This is a genomic window from Streptomyces sp. NPDC043680 (assembly GCF_056436685.1).
Window position 1 is genome coordinate 222,851 of sequence record NZ_JBWKCE010000010.1, and the last position, 16,105, is coordinate 238,955.

Annotated in this window: 18 protein-coding genes; 15 read left to right on the forward strand and 3 right to left on the reverse strand. The window is 73.0% G+C overall.

What is annotated here, in order from left to right:
• The first annotated feature begins 96 nt into the window (after window positions 1-96).
• From AC0666_RS21860 to AC0666_RS21895, 8 genes are all read left to right on the forward strand, one after another.
• The gene (locus AC0666_RS21860; RefSeq protein WP_468962853.1) at window positions 97-861 is read left to right on the forward strand and encodes a hypothetical protein; all 765 of its coding nucleotides are present in this window, start codon (window positions 97-99) and stop codon (window positions 859-861) included.
• Window positions 862-980: 119 nt separating this feature from the next.
• Window positions 981-2,828: a glutamine--fructose-6-phosphate transaminase (isomerizing) gene (gene glmS / locus AC0666_RS21865; RefSeq protein ID WP_468962855.1), complete on the forward strand. Its 1,848-nt coding sequence runs from the start codon at window positions 981-983 to the stop codon at window positions 2,826-2,828.
• Window positions 2,829-2,840: 12 nt separating this feature from the next.
• Window positions 2,841-3,209 carry a holo-ACP synthase gene (locus tag AC0666_RS21870; RefSeq protein ID WP_478708145.1) on the forward strand — a complete coding sequence of 123 codons (369 nt, stop codon included), beginning with the start codon at window positions 2,841-2,843 and terminating at the stop codon, window positions 3,207-3,209.
• A 36-nt stretch (window positions 3,210-3,245) separates the two neighbouring features.
• On the forward strand, window positions 3,246-4,685 hold the full coding sequence (locus tag AC0666_RS21875) for an NAD(P)H-hydrate epimerase (protein ID WP_478708146.1): 1,440 nt from the start codon (window positions 3,246-3,248) through the stop codon (window positions 4,683-4,685).
• Window positions 4,686-4,895: 210 nt separating this feature from the next.
• On the forward strand, window positions 4,896-6,032 hold the full coding sequence (alr, locus tag AC0666_RS21880; protein ID WP_468962859.1) for an alanine racemase: 1,137 nt from the start codon (window positions 4,896-4,898) through the stop codon (window positions 6,030-6,032).
• 11 nt (window positions 6,033-6,043) lie between these two features.
• Window positions 6,044-7,246 carry an alpha/beta fold hydrolase gene (locus AC0666_RS21885; protein WP_468962861.1) on the forward strand — a complete coding sequence of 401 codons (1,203 nt, stop codon included), beginning with the start codon at window positions 6,044-6,046 and terminating at the stop codon, window positions 7,244-7,246.
• The gene (tsaE, locus tag AC0666_RS21890) at window positions 7,179-7,760 is read left to right on the forward strand and encodes a tRNA (adenosine(37)-N6)-threonylcarbamoyltransferase complex ATPase subunit type 1 TsaE (protein ID WP_478708147.1); all 582 of its coding nucleotides are present in this window, start codon (window positions 7,179-7,181) and stop codon (window positions 7,758-7,760) included. Before AC0666_RS21885 ends, tsaE begins: the two co-directional genes overlap by 68 nt.
• A gap of 137 nt (window positions 7,761-7,897) precedes the next feature.
• The gene (locus AC0666_RS21895; RefSeq protein WP_468962865.1) at window positions 7,898-8,089 is read left to right on the forward strand and encodes a hypothetical protein; all 192 of its coding nucleotides are present in this window, start codon (window positions 7,898-7,900) and stop codon (window positions 8,087-8,089) included.
• Between the two features lie 96 nt (window positions 8,090-8,185).
• Here the strand turns inward: AC0666_RS21895 and AC0666_RS21900 are convergent, their stop codons facing one another.
• On the reverse strand, window positions 8,186-8,743 hold the full coding sequence (locus AC0666_RS21900) for a hypothetical protein (RefSeq protein ID WP_468962866.1): 558 nt from the start codon (window positions 8,741-8,743) through the stop codon (window positions 8,186-8,188).
• Window positions 8,744-8,899: 156 nt separating this feature from the next.
• Between AC0666_RS21900 and tsaB the strand changes: the two genes are divergently transcribed.
• From tsaB to AC0666_RS21925, 5 genes are read left to right on the forward strand one after another with little or no spacing between them, the layout of a single operon-like run.
• On the forward strand, window positions 8,900-9,577 hold the full coding sequence (gene tsaB, locus AC0666_RS21905) for a tRNA (adenosine(37)-N6)-threonylcarbamoyltransferase complex dimerization subunit type 1 TsaB (protein ID WP_478708148.1): 678 nt from the start codon (window positions 8,900-8,902) through the stop codon (window positions 9,575-9,577).
• A 17-nt stretch (window positions 9,578-9,594) separates the two neighbouring features.
• Entirely contained in the window at window positions 9,595-10,113 is a 519-nt protein-coding gene (gene rimI, locus AC0666_RS21910; protein ID WP_468963498.1) for a ribosomal protein S18-alanine N-acetyltransferase, read from the forward strand.
• On the forward strand, window positions 10,106-11,227 hold the full coding sequence (tsaD, locus tag AC0666_RS21915; protein ID WP_478708149.1) for a tRNA (adenosine(37)-N6)-threonylcarbamoyltransferase complex transferase subunit TsaD: 1,122 nt from the start codon (window positions 10,106-10,108) through the stop codon (window positions 11,225-11,227). Before rimI ends, tsaD begins: the two co-directional genes overlap by 8 nt.
• Window positions 11,224-11,505, forward strand: coding sequence for a hypothetical protein (locus tag AC0666_RS21920; RefSeq protein WP_478708150.1), 282 nt, complete (start codon window positions 11,224-11,226; stop codon window positions 11,503-11,505). The genes tsaD and AC0666_RS21920 overlap by 4 nt, the downstream gene beginning before the upstream one ends.
• Before the next feature lie 55 nt (window positions 11,506-11,560).
• Complete coding sequence (locus AC0666_RS21925) at window positions 11,561-12,187, forward strand: hypothetical protein (RefSeq protein ID WP_468962874.1); 627 nt, start codon at window positions 11,561-11,563, stop codon at window positions 12,185-12,187.
• Between the two features lie 10 nt (window positions 12,188-12,197).
• Here the strand turns inward: AC0666_RS21925 and AC0666_RS21930 are convergent, their stop codons facing one another.
• Window positions 12,198-12,617 carry a serine hydrolase domain-containing protein gene (locus tag AC0666_RS21930; RefSeq protein WP_478708151.1) on the reverse strand — a complete coding sequence of 140 codons (420 nt, stop codon included), beginning with the start codon at window positions 12,615-12,617 and terminating at the stop codon, window positions 12,198-12,200.
• Between the two features lie 142 nt (window positions 12,618-12,759).
• The gene (locus AC0666_RS21935) at window positions 12,760-13,938 is read right to left on the reverse strand and encodes a class I SAM-dependent methyltransferase (protein ID WP_468962878.1); all 1,179 of its coding nucleotides are present in this window, start codon (window positions 13,936-13,938) and stop codon (window positions 12,760-12,762) included.
• A gap of 101 nt (window positions 13,939-14,039) precedes the next feature.
• Between AC0666_RS21935 and AC0666_RS21940 the strand changes: the two genes are divergently transcribed.
• On the forward strand, window positions 14,040-14,987 hold the full coding sequence (locus AC0666_RS21940; protein ID WP_468962880.1) for a polysaccharide deacetylase family protein: 948 nt from the start codon (window positions 14,040-14,042) through the stop codon (window positions 14,985-14,987).
• On the forward strand, window positions 14,984-15,859 hold the full coding sequence (locus tag AC0666_RS21945; RefSeq protein WP_468962881.1) for a polysaccharide deacetylase family protein: 876 nt from the start codon (window positions 14,984-14,986) through the stop codon (window positions 15,857-15,859). The genes AC0666_RS21940 and AC0666_RS21945 overlap by 4 nt, the downstream gene beginning before the upstream one ends.
• Window positions 15,860-16,105: the final 246 nt, after the last annotated feature.

The window sequence follows — 16,105 nt, forward strand, 5'->3', positions numbered from 1 at the left end:
ATCTCCGGTGACGCGCGGTGAACGGCGGGGTGGTGATGGGATTCGCCCGTAGATTTGCCGATCATCGCATTGTCTTTGTTCTGGGGGAGATCTCTCGTGCGCAACACCCTTGTCCGTCGTACCGTCCTGACCGCCTCCGCGGTGTCCCTGGCTCTGCTGGGCACGGCCTGCGGCGCCGAGAAGTCCGAGCCCAAGGCCGAAGGCTCGTCCGCCGCGGCCCCCGCGCCCGCGCCGGCCGCGAAGGGCAAGACGGACGCCGAGCTGGCGGGCCAGATCGTGGCGCAGGCCGATCTGCCCGACCACCAGTTCAAGCCGGTCACGCCCGCCGAGGCCACCGCGGGCGCCACCGCCACCAGCGACAAGCCCGAGTGCCTGCCCCTGGTCAAGGCGCAGGCCGTCACCCCGGTCGGCAAGTCCACGGGTGTCGCGCGGACCAAGGCCGTCGCCACGCCGAAGGCTCCGTCCGAGGGCGCCAGCATGGAGGAGAAGCTGAAGGCCGGCATGGACGCCCTCGGCTCGACCGCGACGGCGGTCACCCTCGCCTCCTACGAGGGCAAGGGCGCCGAGGAGGCCTTCGCGGCCCTCAAGACCGCCGGCACGGCCTGCGCGGGCGGCTACGCGGTCACCCAGGACGGTGAGGCGGGCAAGGTCGGCAAGGTTGCCACCGGGACCCCGGTCACCGCGGGCGACGCGGCCCTCGCCTACACCGTGGAGGGCGACGCGGACGGCGCCAAGTTCACGACGCAGCTCGTCGTCGTCCGCAAGGGCAACACCCTCGCGACCTTCTCCGCCATCAGCCTGAAGGGTGCGGCCGAGCAGCCGAAGGCGATCGTCGACGCCCAGGTCAAGAAGCTCGGCTGACCGTCCCGCCAGGGACGTCGAAGAGTCCGTCAACCCCGCTCCGGCGCTCCCGCCGGGGCGGGGTTTTCGTCTTGTTCAGGTACGGGGCAGAGAGCCGACATCGGCGTACGCTGCGCCCTATGTGCGGAATTGTGGGTTACGTGGGAGCGCAGTCGGCGCTCGATGTGGTCATCGCCGGACTCAAGCGGCTGGAGTACCGCGGCTACGACTCGGCCGGGGTCGCCGTCGTCGCCGACGGGGCGCTCACCTCCACCAAGAAGGCCGGAAAACTGGTCAACCTGGAGAAAGCACTGGTCGGGAACCCGCTTCCGGCGGGTTCCACGGGACTTGGGCACACCCGCTGGGCGACCCACGGCGGGCCCACCGACGTCAACGCCCACCCGCACCTCGACAACGCGGGCCGGGTCGCCGTGGTGCACAACGGCATCATCGAGAACTTCGCCGGGCTGCGCGCCGAACTGGCGGAGCGCGGCCACCGGCTGGAGTCCGAGACGGACACCGAGGTCGTGGCGCACCTGCTGGCGGAGCAGTTCGCCGCCGCCGGGGGGCTCACGGAGGCCATGCGCCGGGTGTGCCGGCGCCTGGAAGGGGCGTTCACGCTGGTCGCGGTGCACGCCGACGAGCCGGACGTGGTCGTCGGGGCGCGCCGGAACTCGCCGCTGGTGGTCGGCGTTGGGGAGGGTGAGAACTTCCTCGCCTCGGACGTGGCCGCGTTCATCGCCCACACCCGTTCCGCGATCGAGCTGGGGCAGGACCAGGTCGTCGAGCTCCGCCGTGACGGGGTCTCGGTGACCGACTTCAACGGTGCGCCCGCCGCGGTGCGGGCGTACCACGTGGACTGGGACGCCTCGGCGGCCGAGAAGGGGGGTTATGACTACTTCATGCTCAAGGAGATCGCCGAGCAGCCGAAGGCTGTCGCCGACACCCTCCTGGGCAGGATCGACGCGAGCGGCTCGCTGACCCTGGACGAGGTGCGCATCCCCGCCTCGGTGCTCAGGGAGATCGACAAGGTCGTGATCGTGGCGTGCGGTACGGCGTACCACGCGGGCATGATCGCGAAGCTGGCCATCGAGCACTGGACCCGCATCCCGTGCGAGACGGAACTGGCGAGCGAGTTCCGCTACCGCGACCCGATCCTGGACCAGCGGACGCTGGTGGTCGCGATCTCGCAGTCCGGCGAGACCATGGACACCCTGATGGCGCTGCGTCATGCGCGCGAACAGGGCGCCCGGGTGCTGGCCATCTGCAATACGAACGGCTCGACGATCCCGCGGGAATCGGACGCGGTGCTCTACACGCATGCCGGTCCGGAGGTCGCCGTCGCCTCCACCAAGGCCTTCCTGACCCAGCTGGTGGCCTGCTACCTGGTCGCGCTGTACCTCGGGCAGGTCCGGGGCACCAAGTGGGGCGACGAGATCCGGGCGGTGATCCGGGAGCTGTCGGACATCGCCGCGGCCGTGGACACCGTACTGGAGACCATGGAGCCGGTGCGGGAGCTGGCGCGCTCCCTCGCGGACAAGGACACGGTGCTGTTCCTGGGGCGGCACGTCGGCTACCCGGTGGCGCTGGAAGGTGCGCTCAAGCTCAAGGAGCTCGCGTACATGCACGCCGAGGGCTTCGCGGCGGGCGAGCTCAAGCACGGGCCGATCGCGCTGATCGAGAAGGACCTGCCGGTGGTGGTGGTCGTGCCGTCGCCGCGCGGGCGCTCCGTCCTGCACGACAAGATCGTCTCGAACATCCAGGAGATCCGGGCCCGCGGGGCCCGGACCATCGTCATCGCGGAGGAGGGCGACCAGGCGGTGGTCCCGTACGCCGACCACCTGATCCGGATCCCGGCGACGCCGACGCTGCTCCAGCCGCTGGTGGCGACGGTGCCGCTGCAGGTCTTCGCGTGCGAGCTGGCGACCGCGCGGGGCAACGAGGTGGACCAACCGCGTAACCTCGCAAAGTCCGTAACCGTGGAGTAGGGGCTTGGCGTTGTGATTATCGGTGTGGGGATTGACGTTGCCGAGATCGAGCGGTTCGGCGAGGCGCTGGAGCGGACGCCGAACATGGCACAACGGCTCTTCCTCGGCACCGAGTTGCTGCTGCCGAGCGGCGAGCGGCGCGGAATCGCCTCGCTCGCCGCCCGGTTCGCGGCCAAGGAGGCCCTGGCCAAGGCCCTCGGCGCGCCGCCCGGCCTGCTGTGGACCGACGCCGAGGTGTACGTGCAGGAGACCGGGCAGCCGCGTCTGCGGGTGTCGGGGACCGTCGAGGCGCGGGCGGTGGCCCTGGGCGTGAAGTCCTGGCACATCTCCCTCAGCCACGACGCGGGCGTCGCGTCCGCCGTGGTGATCGCCGAGGGATAGGCCGGTTCCGGGCCGGCTTTCGGGCAGGCTGGTGCCATGCGTACTGCTTACAGCGTGCAGACCGTACGGTCCGCCGAACGGGAGTTGATGGCCCGGCTGCCCGAGGGCGCCCTGATGCAACGGGCGGCGGCCGGACTGGCCGCCGTCTGTGCGGGGCTGGTGCGCAGGGTCTACGGCTCGCGCGTCGTACTGCTCGTCGGGCCGGGGGACAACGGCGGCGACGCCCTGTACGCCGGCGCGCGGCTGGCCCGGCGCGGCGCCAGGGTGACGGCGGTGCCGATGGATCCCGAGCGGGTGCACCCGGGCGGGCTGGCCGCCCTGCTGACCGCCGGGGGCCGCGTGGAGGCGGCCGTGCCCGCCCGCGCGGACCTCGTCCTGGACGGGTTGGTCGGCATCGGCGGCCGCGGCGGGCTGCGGCCGGCCGCGGCCGCCCTGGTGGAACGGATCCCCGAGGGCGCGGTGGTGGTCGCCGTGGACCTGCCGAGCGGGGTCGACGCCGACACCGGGGAGGTGGCGGGGGTGGCCGTACGGGCCGATGTCACGGTGACCTTCGGGGCGTACAAGCCGGGCCTGCTCATCGACCCGGGTGCCTCGCGGGCGGGCGTGGTGCGGCTGGTGGACATCGGCCTGTCGCTCGGCACGCCGGAGGTGGAGGCGCTCCAGCACGCCGATGTGGCACGGCTGCTGCCGGAGCCGACCGCGTCGAGCGACAAGTACCGCCGGGGCGTGGTCGGGATCCTCGCCGGCTCCGTGCAGTACCCGGGCGCCGCGGTGCTGGCCGTGGCGGGGGCCCTGCGCGGCGGTGCGGGCGCCGTGCGCTACGTGGGCCCGGCGGCCGACGCGGTGCTCGCCCGGTATCCGGAGACGCTGATCGGGAAGGGCCGGGTGCAGGCCTGGGTGGCCGGGCCGGGGCTGGGGCAGGGCCGGGCCGCGGAGGTCGCGGACATCCTGGGCTCCGCGGACGTCCCGGTGCTGGTGGACGCGGACGGGCTGCGCGGGCTCGACCCCGCGGTGCTGCGCGCCCGGCCCGCCGCGACCCTGCTCACCCCGCACGCGGGGGAGGCGGCGGCGCTGCTCGGCGTGGCACGGGAGTCGGTGGAGTCGGGGCGGCTGGCCGCGGTGCGCCAACTGGCCGAGCGGTACGGCGCGACGGTGCTGCTGAAGGGCTCGACCACGCTGGTGGCGGGCGCCGCGGCCGGCCCGGACGCCGGCTCCGGCGGCTCGCGCGGCTCCGCTGCCGCCGTGCGGGTCAATCCCACGGGGACGCCCTGGCTGGCCACCGCCGGGAGCGGGGACGTGCTGTCGGGGCTCGGCGGTTCGCTGCTCGCCGCCGGCCTGTCGGGGCCCGACGCCGGTGCGGTGGCGGCGTACCTGCACGGCCTGGCCGGCCGCAGGGCCTCCGCCGGGGCCCCGGTCCCGGCCCATCAGGTGGCGGAGGCCCTCCCCTCGGCCTGGCGGAGCATCCGCACGCCCTGACGCGCGCTGCCCCGCCCCCGCCCCGCCCCACGCCCTGACGCGCGCTGCCCCGCGCCCCTGACCCGCCCCACGCCCTGACCCGCCCGCCGGCGCCGCCCCGCGCGGACACCCGCCCTGCGGACGCCTGCCGTACGCCGCATGGCCCCGGCCTGCGGCCAAGCGGCGGCGTCGGGAAGTCGGCCGGCGCAGGGCTCTGAGAGACTGGGGGCGATGAACGAGACACCGACGCGCGTGTACGCCGAGATCGATCTTGATGCCGTACGGCGGAACGTGCGCGCACTGCGCGAGCGGGCACCCCGGGCCGAGTTGATGGCCGTCGTCAAGGCGGACGCCTATGGCCACGGGGCTCTGCACTGCGCCCGCGCAGCCCTGGACGCCGGTGCCACCTGGCTCGGCACCGCCACCCCCGAAGAGGCCCTCGCGCTGCGCGCCGCCGGGATCGGCAGCCGGATCATGTGCTGGCTCTGGACCCCCGGAGGGCCCTGGCAGGAGGCCGTCGAGGCCGACATCGACGTGTCGGTCAGCGGCCTGTGGGCCCTCGAAGAGGTCCGCCGCGCCGCCCGCGCCGCAGGCCGCCCGGCCCGGATCCAGCTCAAGGCCGACACCGGCCTGGGACGCAACGGCTGCCAGCCCGCCGACTGGGCCGAACTCGTCGGCGAAGCGGTTGCCGCGCAGGCCGAGGGCACCGTCCGGGTCACCGGCGTCTGGTCCCACTTCGCCTGCGCCGACGAGCCCGGCCATCCCTCCATCCCCCTCCAGCTGGCGGCCTTCCGCGACATGCTCGCGTACGCCGAGAAGGAGGGCGTCGAGCCCGAGGTCCGGCACATCGCCAACTCACCCGCCACGCTGACGCTGCCGGAGAGCCACTTCGACCTCGTCCGCTGCGGCCTCGCCGTCTACGGGGTGTCGCCCGCCCCCGAGCTGGGCACCTCCGCCGAACTCGGCCTGCGCCCGGCCATGGCCCTCAAGGCCTCGGTGGCGCTGGTCAAGACCGTGCCCGCCGGCCACGGAGTCAGCTACGGCCACCACTACGTCACCGACGCCGAGACGAACCTCGCCCTCATCCCGGCCGGGTACGCCGACGGCATACCGCGGCACGCCTCGGACCGCGGCCCCGTCCTCGTCGGCGGAAAGGTCCGCCGCGTCGCGGGCCGCGTCGCCATGGACCAGTTCGTCGTCGACATCGGCGCCGACCGGGTCCGCGTCGGCGACGAAGCCGTCCTCTTCGGCAGCGGTGACCAGGGAGAACCCACCGCCGAGGACTGGGCTCAAGCGGCACACACGATTGCGTATGAGATCGTCACCCGTATCGGGGGGCGCGTACCTCGGGTCTACCGCAACGGCTGAGTGAGGACGGCGTGAGCGAGAACTGGCGCAGGGCCGGCTGGGCCGGCGCCGCGATCGGCGTGATAGCCGCAGGAGCGGCGGCCGGTGTCGCGGTCGAGCGGATCACCGTCGGGCGCGGCATGCGCCGCAAGGCGCGCGTCGCGCTCGACGCCACCGAGGACTACGGATCGCTGCGGGGAACCGCCGGAGCCTGCTGGGCCGAGGACGGCACCGAGCTGTACTACGAGGTCGACGAGCCCCCCGTGGAGCCCAAGAAGCGGGGCCGGCTGCGCCGCAAGGCCCCGGCCCCCGCGACCCTCGTCTTCTGCCACGGCTACTGCCTCGCCCAGGACTCCTGGCACTTCCAGCGCGCCGCCCTGCGCGGCCTGGTCCGCACCGTGTACTGGGACCAGCGCAGCCACGGCCGCAGCGCGCGCGGGTTCTCCCAGGCCGACGGCGTACGGGTGACCATCGACCAGCTCGGCAGCGACCTGAAGACCGTCATCGAGGCGGCCGCCCCCGAGGGCCCGGTGATCCTGGTGGGCCACTCGATGGGCGGTATGACCATCATGGCGCTCGCGGAGCAGTACCCGGAGCTCATCCGCGACCGGATCGTCGGCGTGGCCCTCGTCGGCACCTCCAGCGGCGGGCTCGACCAGGTGACCTACGGCCTGCCCGCGGTGGGCATGGGAGCCGTACGCCGCCTCCTGCCGCCCGTCCTGAAGGCGCTGGGCTCGCAGGTCGAACTGGTGGAGAAGGGGCGCCGGGCCGCCGCCGACCTCTTCGCCGGCATGATCAAGCTGTACTCGTTCGGCGTCCCGCGGGACGTGGACCCCGGCGTCGCGCGCTTCGCGGAGCGGCTGATCGAGGCCACCCCCATCGACGTGGTCGCCGAGTTCTACCCGGCTTTCCAGACCCACGACAAGACCGCCGCACTCCAGCGGTTCGCGGACATCCCCGTCACGATCATCGCCGGCGCGCGCGACATGGTCACCCCGGCCGCCCACAGCCAGATCATCAAGGACGCCCTGCCCGCCGCCGAGCTGGTGGTGCTGGAGTCCGCCGGCCACCTGATGATGCTGGAATGCCCCGACACGGTGACCGAGCTGCTCGTCGACCTGCTCGCGCGCACCGGTGCGGTGCCCGCAGCGACTAACGTTGTCGGGCATGGAAGAAGTACCGCTGGAAGCACCGCTGCAAGCCCCCCGGGAAGCGCCGCACAGGCAGGCGGCTGAGGCCCCCGCCGCGCAGGCACGCATCACCGTCGACTCGCCCGAGGCCATGCAGGAGCTGGGCCGCAGCATCGCCGGCCTGCTGCGCCCCGGCGACCTCGTGCTGCTCACCGGGGAACTGGGCGCGGGCAAGACCACCTTGACCCGGGGTCTCGGCGAGGGCCTGGGCGTACGGGGAGCGGTGACCTCCCCGACCTTCGTGATCGCGCGCGTGCACCCGTCGCTGGTCGGCGGACCGGCGCTGGTCCACGTGGATGCGTACCGCCTCGGCGGCGGGCTGGAGGAGATGGAGGACCTGGACCTCGACGTCTCGCTGCCCGAGTCCGTCGTCGTCGTGGAGTGGGGCGACGGCAAGGTGGAGGAGCTCTCCGACGACCGGCTGCACGTGGTGATCGCCCGCGCGGTCGGCCACGAAGAGGTCCTCGACGACGTGCGCGAGGTCTCGGTGCGGGGCATCGGGGCGCGCTGGGCCGGTGCGGGGGCGCTGGCCGCCCTCACCGCCGCCTCCGCCCGGTAGGCGCAGGTCCCGGCAGGGGCAACTTCCCGACAACTCGTCGGCAACATATTGCGCCGACGCGGGCCCGCGTGGTGACATGGTACGGAGGGCTGGTTAGGCGTACCTAAGTTACGGCCGGCCCGGGTCAGGAGGCAGTCATGTCGGCAGGAGCCGGAGTACCGCGCGACCCCCGCCCGTCCACCGTGCCCATGGGGGCGCTGCTCGCCGCGGGCGCGGCCGCCACTGCCGTCTCGACGCCTCCCGCGCGGGACCGCGTACCGCGGCGCCCGGACGAGAGCGCCGGGGAGGGCGTACGCGAGCAGGCCGCCCCGGAGTCCGAAGCGGCCTAGGCCTGTCCTCCGTACGGGTGAACCGCGCCCGTGGCCCGATGGCCGGGGAACGCCCCCCCGGCGGGGGAGCGACGGGGCTCAGGGAGTGACGGGGGCTCAGGGAACGACGACGACCTTCGAGTTGATCGTCGCGAAGGCCCACATCGCATCGCCGTCGGCCCGCGTCATGCGGATGCCGCCGGTCTTCTTCGCCGGGTCGGGCTCCGGCAGCTGCCCGTCAGCCCGGGCGCTGAAGCCGACCACCACGCCGTCCGCGGTGGCGAACCGTACGACGTGCTCGATCGGCACCCCGTCCGAGCCCGTCACCGAGTTCGAGCGGGAGTTCACCAGGTAGGTGCCCGGCTTCGGATGGACCGTGCTCGGCATCACCGGGAACGACCTCGGCTCCTGCCCGGCCTCGCCCACCAGCCACACCCGCTTCAGCCCCACCGAGTACACGACGCGCGTCCCCGTGCCGGACTCGGCGGGCAGGGCCACCGCCTTGCCCTGGTTCGTCACGGGCGCGGGACGGTTGGGAGCGGGGGCCGGGCTCGCCGGGGCCGCCTTCGCGGGACGCGCGGGTGCGGTCGCGGAGGCCTGGTAGCCGAGGAAGCCGACGGCGGCGAGTGCCGCGACCGTGAGCCCGGCCACGATTCCCGAGCTGCTGCGTGCCACCTTGCTCCACCTCTCCGCGCTTTCGACACCCGAACCGGCGCCCGGGTCCCCACCCGAGTCGATGTGTGGGTCTCGACACCTGGGTCGAAGGTAGCAGCCGGGGTGCCCCGCGACCGGCCGCGAGGGCCCGGGCCCCCGGAGTCGTAGGCTGTTCGCGTGCTCTTGCTCGCAGTAGATACCGCCACGCCCGCCGTCACCGTCGCCCTGCACGACGGCGAGACCGTCCTCGCCGAGTCGAACCAGGTCGACGCCCGCCGTCACGGGGAGCTCCTGCTGCCCTCCGTCGACAAGGTCCTCGCCGAGGCCGGGGTCACCCTCGACGCCCTCACCGGCATCGTCGTCGGGGTCGGCCCGGGCCCCTACACGGGACTGCGCGTCGGCCTCGTCACCGCCTCCACCTTCGCCGCCGTGCTCGGCATCCCCGTGCACGGCCTGTGCACCCTCGACGGACTCGCGTACGCCGCGGGCGCCGCCGGGATCGAGGGCCCGTTCGTCGTTGCCACCGACGCACGGCGCAAAGAGGTCTACTGGGCCCGCTACCAGGACCCGTACACCCGGGTGGGCGAGCCCGCCGTGGACCGCCCGGCCGACATCGCCGGGCAGGTCGCCGGAGTGCCGGCGGTGGGACAGGGCGCGCTGCTGTACCCGGAGGTCTTCACGGACGCGCGGGCGCCCGAGCACCAGTCGGCCGGCGCCCTCGCGGCCCTGGCGGCGCGGCGGCTGGCGACCGGGATGCCCTTCGAGAACAGCGAGGGCGTGCCCCCGCAGCCGCTGTACCTGCGCCGGCCCGACGCGCAGGTGCCCAAGAACTACAAGGTGGTCACCCCGCAGTGACCGCCCGACTGCGCCCCATGCGCTGGTGGGACATCGAGCCCGTGCTGGAACTGGAGCACGAGCTGTTCCCCGAGGACGCCTGGTCCGCGGGCATGTTCTGGTCGGAGCTCGCCCACGCGCGCGGCCCGCGGGCCACCCGGCACTACGTCGTCGCCGAGATCCCTGCCGACAGCGGCTCCGCCGCGGGGGGCACCGGCCGCCTGGTCGGCTACGCCGGACTGGCCTCCGCCGGGGACCTGGGCGACGTACAGACCATCGCGGCCGCCCGCGACCAGTGGGGCACCGGGCTCGGCGCCCGGCTGCTCACCGAGCTGCTGCGCGCCGCCACCGCATTCGAGTGCGCCGAGGTGCTGCTGGAGGTACGGGTGGACAACACCCGGGCCCAGAGGCTCTACGAGCGCTTCGGCTTCGAGCCGATCGGCTTCCGGCGGGGCTACTACCAGCCGGGCAACGTCGACGCGCTCGTGATGCGCCTTTCCGATCCCGCACACTCCGTCCTCGCGGACGGACCCGTACAAGGTGAGACCCATGGCTGACGAACCGCTCGTCCTCGGCATCGAGACCTCCTGCGACGAGACCGGCGTCGGCGTCGTCCGCGGCACCACCCTGCTGGCCGACGCCATCGCGTCGAGCGTCGACGAGCACGCCCGCTTCGGCGGCGTGGTGCCCGAAGTGGCCTCGCGCGCCCACCTGGAGGCGATGGTCCCGACCATCGAACGCGCCCTGAAGGAGGCCGGGGTCAGCGCCCGCGACCTCGACGGCATCGCGGTCACGGCCGGCCCCGGCCTCGCGGGGGCGCTGCTGGTGGGCGTCTCGGCGGCCAAGGCGTACGCGTACGCGCTCGGCAAGCCGCTGTACGGGGTGAACCACCTGGCCTCGCACATCTGTGTGGACCAGCTGGAGCACGGGCCGCTGCCGGAGCCGACGATGGCGCTGCTGGTGTCCGGCGGGCACTCCTCGCTGCTGCTGGCCCCGGACATCACCTCCGACGTACGGCCGCTGGGCGCCACCATCGACGACGCGGCCGGCGAGGCCTTCGACAAGATCGCGCGGGTGCTCCAGCTGGGCTTCCCGGGCGGCCCGGTCATCGACCGGCTGGCCAAGGAGGGCGACCCGAAGGCGATCAACTTCCCGCGCGGGCTGACGGGGCCGCGCGATGCGGCGTACGACTTCTCCTTCTCCGGGCTCAAGACGGCCGTCGCCCGCTGGATCGAGGCGAAGCGCAACGCGGGCGAGGAGGTGCCGGTGCGCGATGTGGCGGCGTCCTTCCAGGAGGCCGTGGTGGACGTGCTGACCCGCAAGGCGATCCGCGCGTGCAAGGACGAGGGCGTCGACCACCTGATGATCGGTGGCGGTGTGGCGGCCAATTCCCGGCTGCGGTCGCTCGCGCAGGAGCGCTGTGACGACGCGGGGATCATCCTGCGGGTGCCGCGGCCGAAGCTGTGCACCGACAACGGAGCGATGGTGGCGGCGTTGGGGGCGGAGATGGTCAAGCGGAACAGGGCCGCCTCGGACTGGGACCTGTCGGCGGACTCCTCGCTGCCGGTGACGGACCCGCACGTGCCGGGCGCCGCGCACGGCCACGGGCACGGGCACGCCCACGACCACGATCACGTACACGAGCTGAGCAAGGACAACCTGTACTCGTGAGCACCGTCGCGCTGATGTGGGAGGCCCGGGCCGCCGACGGCCGGGGCAACGAGCTGCTGGAGTGGGTCCGGTCGCAGGTGCTGGCGCGCGAGCCGGTGCGCCGCGAGGTGTTCCGGGCCGCGCAGGACCGCGTGTTGGTGGTGACCTGGTGGGAGACGGCCGAGGGGGTTGCGGCCGAGCTTCCCGAACTCCCCGAGCCCGCAGCCGATTTGATCACGCGGGCGGTGCACCGCTGGCGGTTCGAGTCGGTGGAGGTCACGACCGGCGCGGGTTCCTGACCCTCCGGCAGATCCGGGGCGGGCCGTGCGCCCGCAGCCGGATATCGTCATGCGCATGACTAGCCGTGACCTGCCGCCTCCGCCCCCTCCCGCGCACCTGCGCGCCTGGATGGACGAGGACGTCGTACGGGCCGACCGCGCGCGCTTCCTGGCGGACCTCGGCCGGCGCAGCCTGGGCCTGGGGCGGCTGCTGCTGCTCTGGGCCGTCGCGGCGGTCTTCGCCCTCGGCTGGACCTTCGTCGGCATGGCCCTGATGGCCATCGAGGAGCACGACCCCCTGTCGTACCTCTTCGGGCTGATCTTCGCCGTGCTCGGCGCAGGCGTCCTGATCCCGGCCGGGTTCTGGTTCGCCTGGGGCGCCAAGCGGGACCGGCAGGTGCGCCGGCTGCTGCACGCGTGGGCGGAGTACGACCCGGACCCCACCGCCGCCGGGCTGCGCGCGCCCGGACGCAGCCTTGCCTGGCTGCTGGCCTCCTTCGCGGTGGGCGCGCTCGGCCTGTGGGTGACGTTCGGAGCCGCTGCCTCCGCCCGGCCGGGCGAGACCACGTACGGCGAAGTCACGTACTACATGGGCCTCGGCATGATCCTGTGGATCACCGGCCTGCTGGGCCTCGGCAAGGCCGGCGCGCACTACCGCTGGGCGGTGCGCGTCTTCCGTACCGGCGGCGGGACACCCCCGTAGACGTCATGCGTCATCGGCGGAGGGTGATCCGGTCGCCGCGGGGCACCCCGTCGAGGTAATTCGAGACGGGATCGTCGAGGCGGAGCCTGCCCTGGTCGACGAGCTGGAGCACGGCGGTGACCGTGAAGGTCTTCGTGACGCTGCCGATCCGGGTGTACAGGTCGGACTTCATAGGCGTGCCGGCGGCCTTGTCGGCGGTGCCGAAGGAGCGCTCGTAGGAACCGCGGCCGTCGAACCAGAGCCCGACGCCGACCCCCGGTATGCCCTCCTTCTTCATGGCCGCGGTGATCGCTTCGTCGAGCCGCTCGGCGGTGGCCGGATCGACGTCGGCCCGCCCGGATGACACCGTGGCGGGAGCCTGGCCCGCACCCAGCGCCGTGAGCAGCAGGGAAGCAGCGGCCATCGCGGAGCAGGACCGGAAGCTGCGCATCGCGCACCACCTCTGAACGACCGGGTCCGTGAACGACCGGGGTCCCCCGAGGCTGACCTTCTCCTCGTAGGAACCGGCCCCCGGCCCGGCGACCCGGCCGAATCCGGCCCTCTCGGGCGCGCCCGTGGCGGGCCGCAGGACCTCAGCGGCCCGCCACGGGCGACCCGATCAGCATCGACGGAGCGCCCGCCACGCGGGTCAGGAAGACGGTCGCCGCGTGCGGCCCCTGCGGCTTCACCTTCTTGCGCAGCTCCTCGGGCTCGATGGCCGAGCCGCGCTTCTTCACGGTCAGGACGCCGACCTCGCGCTCGCGCAGCAGCGCCTTCAGCTTCTTGAGCCCGAAGGGCAGCACGTCGGTGATCTCGTACGCGGTCGCGTACGGCGTCGCGCGCAGCGCGTCGGCGGTGATGTAGGCGATCGTCGGGTCGATGAGCCGCCCTCCCAGCTGCTCGGCGACCTCCGCGACGAGGTGCGCGCGGATGACGGCGCCGTCGGGCTCGTAGAGGTAGCGGCCGACCGGACCGGCCTCCGGGTCGGGCAGCGGATCGGCGGTGTGCAGGCTGCGCGGCCCGGGGAGCAGGGTCGCGCGGACGGTCGCGGGGGCCGTCCCGAACCACAGCACCGCTTCCTTCACGTCGCCCTGGTCGGAGATCCACTCGGCCTCGGCCTCGGCGGGGACCGCCTCGTGCGGGATGCCCGGGGCGATCTTGATGGCGGCGTACCGGGCGCTGAGGGCGGTCTCGACGGCCCAGGACAGCGGGGGCGAGTAGCTCTCGGGGTCGAAGATCCTCCCGCGCCCGCCGCGCCGGGCCGGATCGATGAAGACGGCGTCGTGGCCGGAGACGTCGACCTCGGTCACATCCGCCTCGCGGACCTCGATCAGGTCCGCCAGCCCCAGCGCCTCGGCGTTGGCCCGCGCGACGGCCACCGTGAGCGGGTCGTGGTCGACGGCCAGCACCCGGATGCCGAGCCGGGCCAGGGCGAGGGCGTCCCCGCCGATGCCGCAGCACAGGTCGGCGAGGCTGCGTACGCCGAGGGCCGCGAGCCGCTCGGCGCGGTACGCGGCCACCGAGGCGCGGGTGGCCATCTCGGCGCCGCCGGGCGTGAAGTACATCCGGAAGGCGTCCTGCTCGCCGAACTTCGCCACCGCGCGCTGCCGCAGCCGGGCCTGCCCGAGTGCCGCGGAGACCAGGCCGGCGGGGTGCTCGCGGCGCAGCCGGGTCGCGACGGCGATCTCCTGGGACGGGTCGTAGGCGCGGAGCGAGTCGAGGAGGGCACGGCCCTCGGGGGTGAGGAGCGCGGCGAAGTCTTCGGGGGTCACCGGTTCATTGTCGGTCAGTGTGGGCCACTCGATGGAAGGTCGCCGTCCGCCCGCAGTGTCGGCCCGGGCGCGCGCGTGTCACGGTGTCAGGATTCGCTGCTATGCAGCTAGTACGACAAAAGGAACATAAGAGGCTCCATGGTCACCGGTCCGCGGCGGCTCCGCGCGGACGGGTCGGGGTGGCACTGGCCGCGCTGCTGGTCGCCGCCCTCGGTACGGCGTGCGGCTCCTCCGCGGACTCCGGCCCCGCCCGCAAAGGCGGCAAGGGCGCCGAAGCGCCCGCGGGCGCCGCGGGCGCGGCCGCGAACCAGGCCGAACAGCAAAAGGCCACCCCGCAGAGCCGTGCCGCCGCGGCGAAGAAGTGGAAACTGGCCAAGCCGCCGCTGGCGGCCCCGGCCCCGCCCAAGACGAAGCCGGAGATCACCACCCGCGACGGCTTCGAGGTCGAGGGCCAGGAAAACCTCCCGCCGGTCTTCACGACCGTCCCCACGGAGGACAAGGTCGTCTTCCTGACGATTGACGACGGCGCGGAGAAGGACCCCGAGTTCCTGAAGATGATGCAGGAGCTGAAGATCCCCTACACGGCGTTCCTCAGCGACTACCTCGTCCGCGACGACTACCCCTACTTCAAGAAGATGCAGGCCGCCGGCGTCACCCTGAACAACCACACGCTCAACCACCGCTACCTGCCCGCGCTGTCCTACGAGCAGCAGCGGGAGGAGATCTGCGGCCAGCAGAACACGATCCAGAAGCAGTTCGGCAAGCGGCCGACGCTGTTCCGGCCCCCGTACGGCAACTACAACGAGGACACGCTGCGCGCGGCCAAGTCCTGCGGCATCAAGGCGGTCCCGCTGTGGAACGCGGAGGGCTTCCCCAACCGGATGGACTACCGGGAATGGGACCGGGACCTGCACCCCGGTGACATCATCCTCACGCATTTCCGGGGGCGGGAGGACTGGAAGGGGACCATGCCTGACATGATCCGTCATGTCATGAAGACCGTCACGGACAAGGGGTACGCCGTGGCTCGCCTGGAGGACTACCTGTGAAGTACGCGCGCCGGTTGGTAGCCGGAACGCTGGCGGCCGGCGCGCTCGCGCTGTCCCTGACGGGGTGCGGGGACAGCGTGGACCCCATCGAACGACTGGGCCGCAACGCCACCGAGGAACAGCGGCCCACGCCCTCGCCGTCCGCACCGACGGCGTCCGCGCCGTCTCCCGCGGCCGGGGACGAGGCGTACCGGAAATGGGGTCTGACGGCCCCCCTCCAGTTCGCCCCCAAGCCCGACCGCAAGCCCCAACTCCCGAGCGCGGCCCCGGGCAAGGCCCAGGTGGTGGACCGAATACCCGTCGCGCCCACCGACAAGGTCGTCTTCCTGACCTTCGACGACGGCGCGGAGAAGGACCCCGAGTTCCTGAAGATGGCGGCCGACCTGAAGCTGCCGATCAGCATGTTCCTCACGGACAACATCGCCTCGTCGGACTACGGCCACTTCGAGAAGCTCCGCGACAACGGCTCGGGCAGCACGATAAACAACCACACCCTGACGCACCCGAACCTCCGGACGCTGCCCTTCGCGGCGCAGAAGAAGGAGATATGCGGGCAGCAGGAACGCCTGGAGAAGCGCTTCGGCACCAAACCGCCCCGCTTCCGGCCGCCCTACGGCAACTACAACGACGACACTCTGAAAGCCGCCTCCGAATGCGGCATCTCCCAGGTCGTCCTGTGGCGGGTGTCGATGCAGATCAACAACTTCCAGTACGCGGAGGGCTCCGCCCTCAAACCGGGCGACATCATCCTGGCCCACTTCCGCGGCCCCTCGGAACTCAAGGGCGCGACGGAAATCCAGATGACCACCCGCATGCTCCAGCGCATCCAGGAACAGGGGTACCGGATAGGCCGGCTGGAGGACTACCTCTGAGGGGTAGCGGGGCGGGGGCTTCGGGGGGCCGGGGTGGTAGGCGGGGCGGGGTCGGGGTTGGCGGGATGCCCGCGGGCGGGAGCGAAAGGCGAGGCGGGGGCTTCGGGGGCCGGGATGCCCGCACCCGGCATCAGGGAAAGTCCGGGGGCTTCCCGGCAGTCCACTGTCCTTCCGTGTCGGTCCGGCCCGTCAAGGGCGCTCCTCCTCGTTCCTCGTCGTCGCGTCGCTTCGCGATGGCCTTCGGCC

Excerpts from the sequence above, each read along its gene's own strand:
- glmS (WP_468962855.1), top strand. The coding sequence starts at position 981 with ATGTGCGGAATTGTGGGTTACGTGGGAGCGCAGTCGGCGCTCGATGTG.
- AC0666_RS21875 (WP_478708146.1), top strand. The coding sequence starts at position 3,246 with ATGCGTACTGCTTACAGCGTGCAGACCGTACGGTCCGCCGAACGGGAG.
- alr (WP_468962859.1), top strand. The coding sequence starts at position 4,896 with ATGAACGAGACACCGACGCGCGTGTACGCCGAGATCGATCTTGATGCC.
- tsaE (WP_478708147.1), top strand. The coding sequence starts at position 7,179 with ATGGAAGAAGTACCGCTGGAAGCACCGCTGCAAGCCCCCCGGGAAGCG.
- AC0666_RS21895 (WP_468962865.1), top strand. The coding sequence starts at position 7,898 with ATGTCGGCAGGAGCCGGAGTACCGCGCGACCCCCGCCCGTCCACCGTG.
- rimI (WP_468963498.1), top strand. The coding sequence starts at position 9,595 with ATGCGCTGGTGGGACATCGAGCCCGTGCTGGAACTGGAGCACGAGCTG.
- tsaD (WP_478708149.1), top strand. The coding sequence starts at position 10,106 with ATGGCTGACGAACCGCTCGTCCTCGGCATCGAGACCTCCTGCGACGAG.
- AC0666_RS21925 (WP_468962874.1), top strand. The coding sequence starts at position 11,561 with ATGACTAGCCGTGACCTGCCGCCTCCGCCCCCTCCCGCGCACCTGCGC.
- AC0666_RS21930 (WP_478708151.1), bottom strand. The coding sequence starts at position 12,617 with ATGCGCAGCTTCCGGTCCTGCTCCGCGATGGCCGCTGCTTCCCTGCTG.
- AC0666_RS21940 (WP_468962880.1), top strand. The coding sequence starts at position 14,040 with ATGCAGCTAGTACGACAAAAGGAACATAAGAGGCTCCATGGTCACCGG.